This window comes from Bifidobacterium simiiventris, from assembly GCF_019331715.1.
GTDB lineage: Bacteria > Actinomycetota > Actinomycetes > Actinomycetales > Bifidobacteriaceae > Bifidobacterium > Bifidobacterium simiiventris.
In genome coordinates this window covers 308,558-323,117 of sequence record NZ_JAHBBG010000001.1, presented here as the reverse complement: position 1 = coordinate 323,117, position 14,560 = coordinate 308,558, and the positions used below count along the sequence as shown (strand labels likewise).

The 14,560-nt window shown below is 67.4% G+C and carries 11 protein-coding genes; 10 read left to right on the top strand and 1 reads right to left on the bottom strand.

All coding sequences use genetic code 11. The features are described 5' to 3' along the window. Positions 1 to 194: 194 nt before the first annotated feature. Positions 195 to 1,340, top strand: coding sequence for an Mrp/NBP35 family ATP-binding protein (locus KIH76_RS01425; protein WP_219068878.1), 1,146 nt, complete (start codon positions 195 to 197; stop codon positions 1,338 to 1,340). Positions 1,341 to 1,346: 6 nt separating this feature from the next. On the opposite strand, the gene KIH76_RS01420 is transcribed toward KIH76_RS01425, so the two are convergent. Continuing rightward, positions 1,347 to 2,735, bottom strand: a complete 1,389-nt coding sequence (locus tag KIH76_RS01420; protein WP_219068876.1) for an FAD-dependent oxidoreductase — start codon at positions 2,733 to 2,735, stop codon at positions 1,347 to 1,349. A gap of 232 nt (positions 2,736 to 2,967) precedes the next feature. Between KIH76_RS01420 and KIH76_RS01415 the strand changes: the two genes are divergently transcribed. The 9 genes from KIH76_RS01415 to KIH76_RS01375 all read left to right on the top strand — a co-directional run bounded on the left by KIH76_RS01415 (position 2,968) and on the right by KIH76_RS01375 (position 14,548). Then, the gene (locus KIH76_RS01415; RefSeq protein ID WP_219068874.1) at positions 2,968 to 4,257 is read left to right on the top strand and encodes an O-acetylhomoserine aminocarboxypropyltransferase/cysteine synthase family protein; all 1,290 of its coding nucleotides are present in this window, start codon (positions 2,968 to 2,970) and stop codon (positions 4,255 to 4,257) included. 106 nt (positions 4,258 to 4,363) lie between these two features. Then, positions 4,364 to 5,248 (top strand): TrmH family RNA methyltransferase, encoded by an 885-nt coding sequence (locus KIH76_RS01410; protein ID WP_219068872.1) that lies wholly within the window; start codon positions 4,364 to 4,366, stop codon positions 5,246 to 5,248. A gap of 121 nt (positions 5,249 to 5,369) precedes the next feature. Continuing rightward, positions 5,370 to 6,449, top strand: coding sequence for a phenylalanine--tRNA ligase subunit alpha (gene pheS / locus KIH76_RS01405; protein ID WP_219069172.1), 1,080 nt, complete (start codon positions 5,370 to 5,372; stop codon positions 6,447 to 6,449). 8 nt (positions 6,450 to 6,457) lie between these two features. Next, positions 6,458 to 9,064, top strand: coding sequence for a phenylalanine--tRNA ligase subunit beta (gene pheT / locus KIH76_RS01400; RefSeq protein WP_219068870.1), 2,607 nt, complete (start codon positions 6,458 to 6,460; stop codon positions 9,062 to 9,064). A gap of 75 nt (positions 9,065 to 9,139) precedes the next feature. Next, positions 9,140 to 9,829, top strand: a complete 690-nt coding sequence (locus KIH76_RS01395) for a hypothetical protein (RefSeq protein ID WP_214372802.1) — start codon at positions 9,140 to 9,142, stop codon at positions 9,827 to 9,829. Positions 9,830 to 10,033: 204 nt separating this feature from the next. Then, positions 10,034 to 11,128, top strand: a complete 1,095-nt coding sequence (argC, locus tag KIH76_RS01390; protein ID WP_214372804.1) for an N-acetyl-gamma-glutamyl-phosphate reductase — start codon at positions 10,034 to 10,036, stop codon at positions 11,126 to 11,128. Further along, positions 11,125 to 12,297 (top strand): bifunctional glutamate N-acetyltransferase/amino-acid acetyltransferase ArgJ, encoded by a 1,173-nt coding sequence (argJ, locus tag KIH76_RS01385; RefSeq protein ID WP_214372806.1) that lies wholly within the window; start codon positions 11,125 to 11,127, stop codon positions 12,295 to 12,297. The genes argC and argJ overlap by 4 nt, the downstream gene beginning before the upstream one ends. A gap of 12 nt (positions 12,298 to 12,309) precedes the next feature. Beyond that, a complete protein-coding gene (gene argB, locus KIH76_RS01380; RefSeq protein ID WP_214372807.1) occupies positions 12,310 to 13,263 on the top strand; it encodes an acetylglutamate kinase in 954 nt (317 codons plus the stop codon). After that, positions 13,253 to 14,548, top strand: coding sequence for an acetylornithine transaminase (locus KIH76_RS01375; protein ID WP_214372809.1), 1,296 nt, complete (start codon positions 13,253 to 13,255; stop codon positions 14,546 to 14,548). Before argB ends, KIH76_RS01375 begins: the two co-directional genes overlap by 11 nt. Positions 14,549 to 14,560 lie beyond the last annotated feature (12 nt).

Sequence of the window (14,560 nt, the reverse complement as noted above, 5' to 3'; positions counted from 1 at the left end):
AAACCAGATAGAGCATTAGACCGGATATCATGGCGTGGCTGGCGGGTATGTCTGATGAGACCATCCGCGGCATGTTGCATTACGCTTCCCGGCTCCTGCAACGTTTTTGCCCGGCCCCGGTTCCCGGGATGACTGCCTCTGGCATGCCGTGCGATCTCACGCTAGTCTAGGTGAGGCAATAAGGAGGACGACATATGACAGCAGACACCCGGCACATCGAGGCGGCCATCTACGAGCGGCTCAGCAGGGTCATCGACCCCGAACTCGGCCGCTCGGTCACCGATCTGGGCATGATCGCGGCGATCAACGCGGTGCCGGCGGACGGCAAGGCCGGGACGGGCGGGGCGACGGCCGACGGTCAGCCCGCCTACGACGTGACCATCCAAGTCGAACTGACCGTGCCCGGCTGCCCGCTGAGCGAGACGATCACCAACCAGATCAACGGCGCGGTCGCCTCCTACCCGGACGCGCGGCTCACCCCGCACATCGAAGTCACGTCGATGAGCCACGACAAGCTCGCCGACCTCGTCGCCGACCTCAAGGCCGAACGCAAGCAGAACCCGTTCAACAAGCCCGGCATCAAGACCCGCATCTTCGCGATCGCCTCCGGCAAGGGCGGCGTCGGCAAATCGTCGGTCACCGCGAACCTCGCCGCCACGTTCGCCGCGCTCGGCTACGACACGGCCGCCATCGACGCGGACATCTACGGCTTCTCGCTGCCGAAGCTGTTCGGCGTGCACACACAGCCCACGAATTTGAACGGCATGCTCATGCCGGTGACCGCGTGGGGCGTCAAACTCATCTCGATCGGCATGTTCGCCGGCGCCGACCGGGCGATCCTGTGGCGCGGCCCGCGCCTGCAGCGTTCGCTCGAACAGTTCCTCGCCGACGTGTGGTGGGGCGAACCCGACGTGCTGCTGCTCGACCTCGCGCCCGGCACCGGCGACATGGCGATCTCCGTGGCTCAGGCGCTGCCGAACGCCGAACTCGTGGTCGTGACCACCCCGCAGCCGAGCGCGTCCGACGTGGCTGTGCGCTCCGGTCTGGTCGCGCTGCAGGTGCCGATGAAGGTGCGCGGCGTGGTCGAGAACATGAGCTGGTACGAGCATAAGGGCGAAAAACTGCGCATCTTCGGCGAAGGCGGCGGACAGCGGGTCTCCGAACAGCTCACCGACGCGCTCGGCTACGACGTGCCGCTCATGGCGCAGCTGCCGCTCGAACCCGAACTGCGCGAGACGGGGGAGGCCGGCCGGCCCGCCGTGCTCACGCCCGAAGGCGCGCTGCGGGCCGACGGCATCGGGCGCGAATTCCGCGCGCTCGCCGAACGACTGATGGCCTGACTTGGTTCAGCTTTCGGCGACCGCCTGGATCGCCACCGCGCCGACGAAGTTGATCGGCTGGCTGAAGTTCGGCTGGAAGAACAGGTCCGCGCCGGCCAGCTGATCGATCGTAAACCCGGCCTGGATGGCCACGGACACGACGTTCGCGGCCTGCGAGATGTCGTGCTTCGACAGGAACTGCGCGCCGAGGATGCGCCGCGTGACCGGACTCCACACGATCGTCGCCGTCACTGGCGTGGTCGTGAGCATGAAGTCCGGACGATAGTCCTGCGTGATCGTCGTGGATCTGGCCGCGATGCCGCGCTTCTCGGCACCTCCCAGCGTGAGCCCCGTCGCGCTCATCGCCAGATCGTACAGCTGGACCGCGCTCGTCGCCTGCGTGCCCGGGTAGCGTTTCACGGCCGACACGATGTTCTCTCCGATGAGCAGGCCCTGCCGCACCGCGTTCGTGGCGAGCGGGATGTAGTCGTCCGCGCCGGTCGGATTGTAGCGCACGGTCGCGCTGTCGCCGGCCGCGAACACGTCCTCGAGCACCGTGTTGTCCGGCAGCGAGGCATGCATGTAGTCGTCGATCACGATCGCGCCGTTGCCCAGCATGCGCAGCTGATCGCGGAACAGCTCGGTGTTCGGGCGGAAACCGGCGCCGAGGATCGCCACGTCGGCCGTGTACTCGCCCTGCTCGGTCACGACGGTCACGCCGGAACCGTCCACGCCGTCCGAACCGGCGGCCGGATGAAACGCGACGACCTTCTGTCCGAGCGCGAGCGTCACGCCGTGGCTCTCGAACGCATGCTCGACCTCGTCGCTGATCGCGGCGTCGAAATTGTTCGCCAGCACGCGCGGCAGGGCGTCGACCAGCGTGGTCTTCACGCCGATCTCGCTGAACTGTTCGGCCAGCTCCGCGCCGATGTAGCCCGCGCCGATCACCACCGCGGACTTCGCGCTCCTCGCGCGCTCCTTGATCGCCAGCGCATGGTTCCAGTTCTTGCACAGCATCACCGTGCCGGCCTCCATCGCCGCATCCAACCCGTCGATCGGCGGGATCACGGGCGCGGAACCGGTCGTGACCACCAGCTTGTCGAACGCGTACTCGGCGACCTCGCCGGTCTCCAAATCCTTGACGTGCAGCGTCTTGCCGGTCACGTCCACGTCGAGCACGTCGTGGCGCATGTGCATCGTCGCGCCCGCCTCGGCCAGCGCCTCGGGCGACGAATAGAACATCCTCTTCGGATCGGACACGTGGTCGCCCACCCACAGCGCGATGCCGCACGAGAGGAACGAGAGCGAGTCGTTGCGCTCGAACACGTGCACGGTCCAATCGGGATGCTGCTTCAGGATCGACGTGGCGGCGAACGTTCCGGCATGCGTGCAGCCGACGATGGCGACGGTGGTCATGGATGGATGCTCCTTTGCTTCAGGCGACGTTGTCAGACACCATTGTGCCATCGATCGGCGCGGATCCATGACCGGCGTGGCTGCGGCCGGTAACGGCCGACGGCGACAGCGGGCAGACGCGCGGTTCCGGTATGTGACGCGATTCAAGACGGATGTGGCGATGGCGGACGCGATGACGCATAATATGGCGGTTGCCATCATCAATCCACACCATCGGGGGAGAACATCAATCATGACGGATCTGAGCACTGCGGCCATCCATGCGGGATACGACCGGGCGGACAACGCGCGCGCCGCAAGCGTGCCGATCTACGCCTCGGCCGCGTTCGATCTGGAATACGCCGACCGCGGCCGGGCGCTGGCTGCCGGCGAGACGGAAGGATTCGAATACTCCCGCGTGGCGAACCCGACCGTGGACGTGCTCGAACGGCGGCTCGCCGCGCTCGAAGGCGGCGTCGGCGCCGTGGCCGTCTCCTCAGGCATGGCGGCCGTCTCCTACGCGCTGATGTGCGCGGGCGAGGGCGGCGGACGCATCATCGCCTCCAAGAACCTGTACGGTGCCTCGGTCGACGCGCTCGACGACTTCCTGCCGCAGTTTGGCATCCACGCCGACTTCGTGCACGACATCAACGACATGGCCGAGGTCGAATCGCTCATCGGGCCCGACACGCGAGCGATCTACACCGAGACGGTCGCCAACCCGGGCACCGAGATCGCCGACATCGAAGCGCTCGCCGAAGTCGCGCACCGTCACGGCGTGGCGCTCATCGTCGACAACACCGTGCCGACCCCGTATCTGCTGCGCCCGATCGAATTCGGCGCCGACATCGTCGTGCATTCGACCACCAAGGGCATCACCGGCCACGGCAACGCGATCGGCGGCGCGATCATCGACGCCGGCCGCTTCGACTGGGCGAACGGACGCTTCCCGCAGTTCACCCGCCTCCAGCAGGTCATCGCCGACGGCGACGGCACGCCGCGCAGCTTCGCCGACAAGTTCGGCGCCGAGGCGTTCATCCGCCGCGTGCGCATCAAGTACCTGCGCACGTTCGGCGCGGTGCAGAGTCCGTTCAACGCGTACCTGACGCTCGTGGGCCTCGAGACCATGCCCGAACGCGTCAGCCGCCAGGTCGCCACCGCCACCGAGATCGCCCGCCACTTGACGCGCACCCCGCACGTTGTCAAGGTCAACTACTCCGGCCTCGGCGACACGCCGCAGTACGCGCTCGCGGCCAAATACCTGCCGAACGGCGTCGGCCAGATCCTCTCGTTCCTCGTGGACGGCGACGCGTCCAACGTGCGCCGCATCCTCGACGGCACCAAGCTGTTCTCGTACGTGCCGAACATCGGCGACGCGCGCTCGCTGATCGTCGACCCGGCGAACATCACGCACCGCGAGGTGCCGGACGACTACCGCCGCGCCGCGGGCGTGACCGACAACCTGATCCGCCTGTCGATCGGCCTGGAGGACCCGCGCGACCTGATCGCCGACCTCGACCAGGCGATCGCCGGCGCGTACTGATCCGCAGGTCGGGATTCGCCGGCCGCATACGGTTCTGATTCGGTCGGAACTGGGCCCGTTCTCCTCGTCCCCGCGCACATAGCGGGGATGGGGTAGGGTAGCGGGTATGCCGATTTCCGCAGAAGTACTGGCCAACGTCAAGGCCGAACGAATCCGCCGCACCGCCGATCTGACGAACCGCCGCAGCCGCGATCGCGCCGGCCGGTTCCTCATCGAGGGGCCGCAGTCCGTGCGCGAGGCCGTGACCTGGCATCCGGACGTGGTGCAGGATCTCTATGTCGAGGTGAACGGCGACCAGCCGGATTCGCCGTTCGCCAACCCCGTGATCGCGAAGATCGCCGGCAAAGCATTGCAGTCCGGCATCTACGTGCACAAGGCGACCCGCGCGGTCATGGCGAAGATCAGCTCCGACGCGCAGGGCATCGCCGCCGTGGGCGACTTGCATGCCATGCGGGAGGCGTTGCGGTACGACGACGCCAGGCATGACGGCGACGGCGAGCCGTTCGTCGCCGCGTTCTGGCAGGTGCGCGACCCGGGCAACGCGGGCACGGTGATCCGCGCGGCCGACGCGGCCGGATGCGAAGCGGTCGTGCTCGTCGACGAATGCGTGGATCCGTTCAACCCGAAAGTCATCCGTTCCACCGCCGGATCGCTGTTCCACCTGCCCGTTGTAACGATGGGAACGGACGAGTTTCTCGCATGGTCGCGCGAACAGGGCATGACGGTGGTCGCGGCCGACGTGTACGGCACGGAGCGGCGTAGCCCCGAATCCCTGCCGGACGTGCTCGCCGAACGCCGTGACGCGTTGGCCGCCGGCGCAAGCCCGGTCGGCGAGGCGATCCTGTTCGGCAACGAGGCGCGCGGACTGCCGCAGACCGTACTTGAACAGTGCGACCGCATCGTCTCCATCCCGCTGTACGGCAAGGCCGAATCGCTCAACCTCGGCACGTCCGCCGCGGTGATGCTCATGAGCCTGGCCATGACCCGGTGACGCGTCGGGACGGCGGCAATACGACGCACGTGAGCCTTCACACGCCCCTATGTCGAGTCGTATAGGGACAATGTGAAGTTGGTTTAATGCTTGAAAAATGCATGTTTTCGAACATGCGATGATGCAAGTCAAGGAAAGGGTGCTCGTGGCAGAAGTGCAATTCGATGCCCAAGCGGTGACCGACGCGGTCAACGACGGCATAGCGAAAATCGAGAACGCCTCCAGCTCGGAGGAACTGAAAGCCATCAAAAGCGAGGTCATCGGAGCGCTGACCCAGTCCAGCAAGGCCATCGGCGCGCTGCCGGTCGACCAGAAGAAGGACGCCGGCAAGCTCATGAGCAAGCTGCGCGCCGACTTCGGCCGCGCGTTCGGCGCCAAGGAGTCGCAGGTCAAGGCCGACGAGGAAGCCAAGGCCCTGGCCGCCGAGACCGTCGACATGACGCTGCCGGTCGAGCGTAAGCCGCTCGGCGCGCGCCACCCGATCTCCCGCGTGATCGAAGACATCGAGGACTTCTTCACCTCGATGGGCTGGCAGATCTCCGCCGGCCCCGAAGTGGAGACCGAATGGTACAACTTCGACGCCCTGAACTTCGGCCCCGACCATCCGGCACGCCAGATGCAGGACACGTTCTACGTCAAGGGCAACCAGGCCAAGGACGCCGCCGGCTTCGTCGGCAGCAACATGGTCGTGCGCACGCAGACCTCGTCCGACCAGGTGCGCGCCCTGATCACCCGCGGCGTGCCGCTGTACATCGCATCCCCGGGCCGCGTGTTCCGCACCGACGAGCTCGACGCCACCCACACGCCGGTCTTCCACCAGTGCGAGGCGCTCGCCGTCGACAAGCACCTGACGATGGCCGACTTGAAGGGCGTGCTCGACAAGCTCGCCGTCGCCATGTTCGGCCCCGAGGCCAAGACCCGCCTGCGCCCGAGCTACTTCCCGTTCACCGAGCCGAGCGCCGAGCTCGACCTGTGGTTCCCCGACAAGAAGGGCGGCCCGGGCTGGCTCGAATGGGGCGGCTGCGGCATGGTCAACCCGAACGTGCTCAAGTCCGCCGGCATCGACCCGGACGTGTATACCGGCTTCGCGTTCGGCGTCGGCGTGGAGCGCACGCTGCTGCTGCGCCACGACATCAACGACATGCACGACCTCGTCGAGGGCGACGTGCGATTCAGCGAACAGTTTGTGATGGGGGAGTGAGATAGCCCATGCCCATGATTGATATCGATTGGCTCAAGGACCACGTCGAGGTGCCCGAAGGCCTGACCTACGAGCAGCTCGCCAAGGACCTCGTCAAGGTCGGCCTCGAGGAAGAGGAGATCCACTCCTCGCAGGTCACCGGCCCGATCGTCGTCGGCTACGTGGTCGACGCGACCCCGGAACCGCAGAAGAACGGCAAGGTCATCAACTGGTGCCACGTCGACGTCGGCCCCGAATACAACGAGACCGACGAGAACGGCAACAAGGTGCCGCGCGGCATCATCTGCGGCGCGCCGAACATGGCCGCCGGCGAGAAGGTCGTCGTCACCCTGCCGGGCGCCGTGCTGCCCGGCGACTTCAAGATCGAACCGCGCAAGACCTACGGCCACATCTCCAACGGCATGTGCGCCTCCGAACGCGAGCTGGGACTCGGCGACAACCACGACGGCATCATCCTGCTGCGCAACTACGGCTTCACCCCGGCCGAATACGAGGCCCTGAAGCCCGGCGACGACGCGATGCACCTGCTGCACCTCGACCAGCCGCTGCTCGAGATCAACATCACCCCGGACCGCGGCTACGCGTTCTCCTACCGCGGCGTCGCCCGCGAATACCATCATTCGACCGGCGCAACCTACGTCGATCCGGCGATCGAACTGAACGAGAAGGCCCCGGCAGTCACCGGCGACCCGAACGTCACCCCCGACATCGACGTGCAGATCGAGGACGACAACCCGATCCACGGCGTGCCCGGCTGTGACCGTTACTACGCGCGCGCCGTGCGCGGCTTCAACCCGGCCGCCCACACGCCCAACTGGATGCGCCGCCGCCTCGTACGTGCCGGCATGCGTTCCATCTCGCTCGCCGTGGACGTCACCAACTACGTGATGCTCGACCTCGGCCAGCCGATGCACGCCTACGACCTCGACAAGATCGAAGGCCCGATCGTCGTGCGCCGTGCCCGCGAAGGCGAGCAGCTCACCACGCTCGACGGCAAGAACCACGATCTGAGCCCCGAGGACCTACTCATCACCGATTCGCCGAACGGCGAACGCGGCTCGCGCATCCTCGGCCTGGCCGGCGTGATGGGCGGCCTGTACGGCGAAGTCACCGCGGACACCAAGAACATCCTGCTCGAGGCCGCGCACTTCGACCAGGTGACGATCGCCCGTTCCGCTCGTCGCCACAAGATCCCGTCCGAGGCGTCTCGTCGCTTCGAGCGCGGCGTCGACTCGCAGCTGCAGCCGGCCGCCGCCCAGATGGCCGCCGAGCTGCTGTCGCGCTACGGCGACGGCGAGCCGAGCGAACATCCGACCGACGTCAACAACGTCGTGTTCCGCCGCCCGATCCACTTCAAGGCGAGCGAGGTCGCCCGTGTGGCCGGCCTGAACCTCGACGTGAACCGCATCAGCGACATCCTCACCGACATCGGCTGCCGCGTGGCCGGCGGCGGCAACGGCGAGTTCTCCGTGACCGCGCCGAGCTGGCGTCCGGACCTCAACGAGCCGTGCGACCTGGTCGAGGAAGTGGCCCGACTCGTCGGCTACGACGAGATCCCGGTCACCGTGCCGCCGGCACCGGTCGAAGGCACGGTCGGACTCACCTCCGAGCAGCGCCATCGCCGTGAGGTCGCCAACGAACTCGCCGAATACGGCATGGTCGAAGCGCTGAGCTACCCGTTCATCGGCGACGAGGAATACAAGGAGTTCTCGTACGATCCCGAGACCATCAAGCCCGTGAGCGTCGAGGTCGCCAACCCCCTGGCCGGCAACCGCCCGTACCTGCGCCGCGACATCCTGCCGACCCTCGCCGGCACCGTGCAGCTCAACCTGCGCCGCGGCCTCGAGAACATCGCCCTGTACGAGATCGGCCACGTCTACCTGTGGGATCCGAACGCGCCCGCCATTCCGGCCCTGCCCGGCGGCATCAAGCCGACCGACGAGCAGCTCGCCGCACTTGATGCCGGACTGCCCAAGCAGCCGATGCACGTCGCCGGCATCCTGACCGGCCTGGCCGAGAACGCCGGCTGGCTCGGCGGCAAGCGCGCCGTCGACTGGAGCGACGCCGTCGAGGCGGTGCGCCGCATCGCCGACCGTCTGGGCGCCGACCTGACCTTCGACCAGCCGGCCGCCGCCGACGTGCCCGCCCAGTGGCATCCCGGCCGCGCCGCACGCGTGATGGCCGGTGACACGTTCGTCGGCATGGTCGGCGAACTGCACCCGCACGTCAACGAGGCGCTCGGCTTCCCGGCACACTCCGCCGCGTTCGAGCTCGATCTCGACGCGCTGTTCGCCACGCTCGACGGCAAGCCCGTGCAGGCCAAGCCGATCTCCACGTTCCCGCCCGTCAAGCAGGATCTGGCCTTCACCGTGCCGACCGCGGTGAGCGCCGCCCAGCTGGAGGCCGTGATCCGCGAGGCCGCAGGCGACGCGCTCGAATCGATCGAACTGTTCGACGTGTTCACCGGCGACCAGATCGGCGAGGGCCTGAAGTCGCTCGCGTTCGCCGTCGTGTTCCGCGCCCCCGACAGGACGCTGACCGCCGACGACAGCGAGGCGATCCGCAAGGCGATCGTCGACAAGGCCGGCGAACTCGGCGCGCAGCTGCGTGCGTGATCTTCGATGAGGGATGGGGCTGCCCGCAAGACGGGAAGCCCCATTTTTCAACCAACAGTAAGGACCTCCCAGACCATGACCGATTCCCAGACCAACAACGGCGACCAGCCGGACGAGCAGCCGCAGTACGGGCAGTACCAGCAGCCGGAATACGGTGCGATGGCAAACCAGTATCCGGCCGGATACGACCCCTACGTCTACGGCAAGCCGCAGGAGCAGCCGGCGGCCCAGCAGCAGTCCGCAAACGGGCAGCAGCAGGCCACACCTGCGCCCAACCAGTATCAGGGCGAACCCACCGGCAAATACATGCCGTTCGGCGGCCCCGCACAGATCGGCACCCCGTACGAGCCGGCACAGCAGAACGGCGGGCAGGGACAGCCGTACGGCAACGCATACCGGCAGCAGCCGGTGCCGCCGCACACGCCGCGCTACATCAACGGCATCGACGTCGAGGATCCGAACCAGAACCCGCTGTACGGGCGCTGGGACATGCTGTCGATCTTCTCGCTGGTGTGTGCGCTGCTGTTCCCGCTGCCCGTGCTGCCGGCCATCATGGGCGCAGCCTCGATGCGGCGTACCCGGCTCTTCCACATGAAGGGGTTCTGGCTGGGCTTCGCGGCCGTGTTCATCAACGTGTTCTACACGATCATGGTGATCTGGCTCGCGGTCAACGGCATGAGCATGTTCGACTACTACCAGCAGATGCTCGACATGCTCGAAAGCCAGACCGGCGACGGCGGCACCGGCGGCACGGTCAGCGCGTGACGCGGCGGAACGGAACCTGTGCCTGAAGCGCCTCTCCCGATCAGGGGAGGCGCTTCGTCGTATTCGGGGGCGTGCCGTCGTGCTCACCCGCCCCTGCGGCGTGGTTTCGCATGCCGATACCACAACACTGCATAGTTATGCAATGTACTGCATAAAGTGTATAGTGACTGCTTGTTCGTGATCGTCAAGGAAAAGAGCAACGATATGGCGAAATATACCGTGGCCGTGGCGGGGGCGACCGGATACGCCGGCGGCGAGGCGCTGCGCATTCTCGCCGCACACCCCGACTTCGAGGTGACGTGCGTCGCCGGCCATTCGTCGGTGGGCGACAAGCTCGGCAAACACATGCCGCACATCCCGCAGCTGGCCGACCTGACCGTGGAGGACACCACCGCCGACGTGCTGAACGGGCACGACGTGATCATCCTCGCCCTGCCGCACGGCGCGTCGGGCGCCCTGGCCGCGCAGCTCGACCCCGAGGCCGTGGTCGTCGACCTCGGCGCGGACCACCGTCTCGAGGAGCGTGCCGCATGGGACGCCTATTACGGCGGCGACTTCTACGAGCACTGGACGTACGGTATGCCCGAACTGCTGCTCGGCAAGGACGCCTCCGGCGAGTATCGCCGCCAGCGCGAGCGGTTGGCCGGGGCCAAGCGCATCGCCGGGCCTGGCTGCAACGTGACCGCCACGACACTGGCCATGCAGCCGGGCGTCGCCGAAGGACTCGTGGAGACCAAGGGATTGGTCGCCGATCTGGCGGTCGGATACTCGGGAGCCGGCAAGAACCTCAAGCGCACGAACCTGCTGGCCGCTGAGGCGTTCGGCTCGGCCGTGCCCTACGGCGTGGGCGGCACGCACCGCCACATCCCTGAGATCCTACAGAACCTCGCGCACGCGGCCGGCCTCGGCGCCTCGGCCGCCAATGGTTTCGCACTCGGTTTCACGCCGATCCTCGTGCCGATGTCGCGTGGCATCCTCGCCGTCGTTTCCGCGCCGATGACCGACAAGGCCGTTTCGATGTCCGACAACGAGATCCGTGATATCTGGCTGAACGCCTATGCCGGGCAGGAATTCATCAACGTACTGCCGCAGGGCGTTTTGCCGGCCACCGCCAACGTCATCGGGTCGAACGCCGCGCACGTCCAGGTCGTCACCGACCGCAACGCCGGCCGCCTGATCGCGTTCGCCGCCATCGACAACCTCAACCGCGGCACCGCCGGCCAGGCGGCGCAGTCGCTGAACATCGCACTCGGCCTGCCGGAGGACGCGGGCCTGACCAAGATTGGAGTAGCACCATGAGCGTCACATTCGCACAAGGATTTTCCGCGGCAGGCGTGGTGGCGGGCATCTCCGCCCACGCCGGCAAGAAGGACCTCGCACTCGTCGTCAACAACGGCCCGCTGGACGCGGCCGCAGGCGTGTTCACCTCGAACCGCTTCTGCGCCGCCCCGGTGCAGTGGTCGCGCAAGGCGGTCGCCGACGGCCGGCTCAAGGCCGTGATCCTCAACTCCGGCGGCGCGAACGCATGCACCGGCGAGGCGGGATACCGCCAGTCCGAAGCCACCGCCGAAACCGTGGCGGCACTCGTGAACGCCAAGGCCGCCGACGTCGCCGTATGCTCCACCGGCCTGATCGGCGAACTGCTGCCGCTCGACCATGTGCTCGCCGGCGCCAAGGCCGCCTACGGCGCGCTGGCCGCCACCGCCGAGGCCGGCGCCGACGCATCCCACGCCATCATGACCACCGACACCAAGCCGAAGACCGTGGAGCTCGAAAGCAAGGCCGGCTGGCGCATCGGCGGCATGGTCAAGGGCTCGGGCATGATCGCCCCACAGCTGGCCACCATGCTGTGCGTCATCACCACCGACGCCGTCGTGTCCGCGGGCCAGCTGCAGGCCGCGCTGAACGCCGGCGTGAACACGTCGTTCAACCGCATCGACGTGGACGGCTGCATGTCCACCAACGACACGGTGCTGCTGCTCGCCTCCGGCGCCTCCGGCGTCGAACCCGACCCGGACGAATTCAACGACCTCGTCGCCTCCGCCTGCGCGTCGCTGGCCCGCCAGATCGTCGGCGACGGCGAAGGCGCGAGCCACGACATCCGCATCAGCGTCACCGGCGCCACCACCGAAGCCGCCGCACTGGCCTGCGGCCGCGCGGTCGCCGCATCGAACCTGCTCAAATGCGCGATCAGCGGCAACGACCCGAACTGGGGGCGCATCGTCTCCTCGCTGGGCACCGTGCCCGCCGACGTGGCGCCCTACGACGTGGCCAAGGTGACCGTCGACGTCAACGGCGTGCGCATCTGCGAGAACGGCGGCGCCGGCCGCGACCGCAGCGAGGTCGACATGACCCCGCGCGAGGTCCACATCGACATCGACCTCAACGCCGGGGACGCCGAAGCCACCGTTTGGACCGACGACCTGACCCACGAATACGTCCACATCAACGCCGACTACGAAAGCTGACAGACAAGACCAATGGCTGATATCAAGGGACCTGGTTTCCACTTCGACGTGCACACCGACCTGCGCGCCGACCAGAAGGCCGAAGTGCTCATCGAGGCGCTACCGTGGCTCGAGGAGTTCGCCGGCCAGCGCATCGTCGTCAAATACGGCGGCAACGCGATGATCGACGACCACTTGAAGCAGTGCTTCGCCGAGGACATGGTGTTCCTGCGGCAGGTGGGTCTGCACCCGGTCGTCGTGCACGGCGGCGGCCCGCAGATCTCGCAGATGCTCAAGGCGCTCGGCATCAAGTCCGAGTTCAAGGGCGGCCTGCGCGTCACCACTCCCGAGGCGATGGACGTGGTGCGCATGGTGCTCACCGGCAAGGTGTCGCGCGAGCTCGTCGGCCTGATCAACGCGCACGGCCCGCTCGCCGTCGGACTGTCCGGCGAGGACGGAGGCCTGTTCTCCGCCATGCAGCGCAGGCCGGTCATCGACGGCAAACCTACCGACGTCGGCCTGGTCGGCGACGTGGTGAGCGTCGACGCGTCGGCCGTTGAGGATCTCATCGCGGCCGGTCGCATCCCGGTCGTCTCCTCCGTCGCCCCGAACGAGGACGACGCGACCGAAGTGCTCAACGTCAACGCCGATTCCGCCGCCGCGGCCCTCGCCGCAGCGCTCGGCGCACGCAAGCTTGTGGTTCTGACCGACGTTGACGGCCTGTACGCCGACTGGCCCGACCGCAATTCGCTGATCGGCCGCATCGGCGTGGAGAACCTTCGCGACATGCTGCCCGACCTCGAATCGGGCATGCGCCCGAAGATGGAGGCGTGCGTGCGCGCCATCGACGGCGGTGTGCCGCAGGCGCACATCATCGACGGCCGCAAGCCGCATTCCATCCTGAACGAGATTTTCACCAGCGCGGGCATCGGCACGATGGTCGTGCCCGAGGACGGTGTCGAAATGAGGAGTTCGTATGGCTACTGAGCAGAAGGAAACGTTGGGATCCGAGGATTCCAAGTGGCTGGGGGAGTACTCCCAGGTGCACATGAACGTGTTCGGCACGCCGCTGCGCGTGCTCGACCACGGCCAGGGCGCGCATGTGTGGGACGTCGACGGCAACGAATACCTCGACTTCCTCGCCGGCATCGCCGTCAACTCGATCGGTTACGCGCATCCCAAGTGGGTGGAGGCCGTGAGCCGCCAGGCCGCGAAGGTGGCGCACACCAGCAACTACTTCGCCACCGAACCGCAGATCACACTCGCCGCCAAGCTCGTCAAGCTCGCCGGTGCGCCGGAAGGCTCGCACGTCTACTTCGGCAACTCGGGAGCCGAAGGCAACGAGGCGGCCATCAAGCTCGCCAAGCTCTACGGCCGCACGCTGCCGGGGGCAACCCCCTCGATCGGCGGCAAGCCGGCGCGCATCATCGCGCTCACCCACGGCTTCCACGGCCGCACGCTCGGCGCGCTGTCCGCCACTTGGAAACCCGCCATCCGCACGCCGTTCGAGCCGCTCGTGCCGAACATCGAATTCGTCGAGGCCGGCGACCCGGTCGCCCTGTACGAGGCGTTCGCCCAGACCGGCCAGGGCCACTACGGCAAGGGGCCGGTCGCCGCGGTGATCATGGAGCTCATCCAGGGCGAGGCCGGCGTGCGCCCGCTCGGCGCCGACTACGTGAAGAAGGCACGCCAGATGTGCGACGCGAACGGCGCGCTGCTCATCATCGACGAGGTGCAGACCGGCATGGGCCGCACCGGCGCATGGTTCGCCTTCCAGCGTGAGGACCTCTCCGGCGGCATCGTGCCCGACATCGTCACGTTCGCCAAGGGCGTCGCCGGCGGCTTCCCGATGGGTGGCATGATCGCCTTCGGTTCCAAGCTCTCCGCTCTGTTCACGCCCGGATCGCACGGTTCGACGTTCGCAGGCAATCCGCTGGGTGCCGCCGCGGCGCTCGCCACGATCGGCGTGATCGAGGACGAGGATCTCGTCTCCAACGCCGAGGAGCGTGGCAGGCAGCTGCGCGACGGCATCATGGCCGCCGACAACCCGCTGTTCGAATCCGTACGCGGCCGCGGCCTGCTCGACGCGATCCAGCTTGGCCATCCATGCGCCCACGCGGCCATGAACTGGGCGCTCGAACACGGCCTTATCGTCAACGCGGTCGCCGCCGACGCGCTGCGTCTCGCGCCGCCGCTCAACGTCACCGCCGAGGACATCGACCAGGCGGTCGCCATCCTCGCCCGCATCCCCAACGATCTTCCCAACGACTGAAACGACTGATAG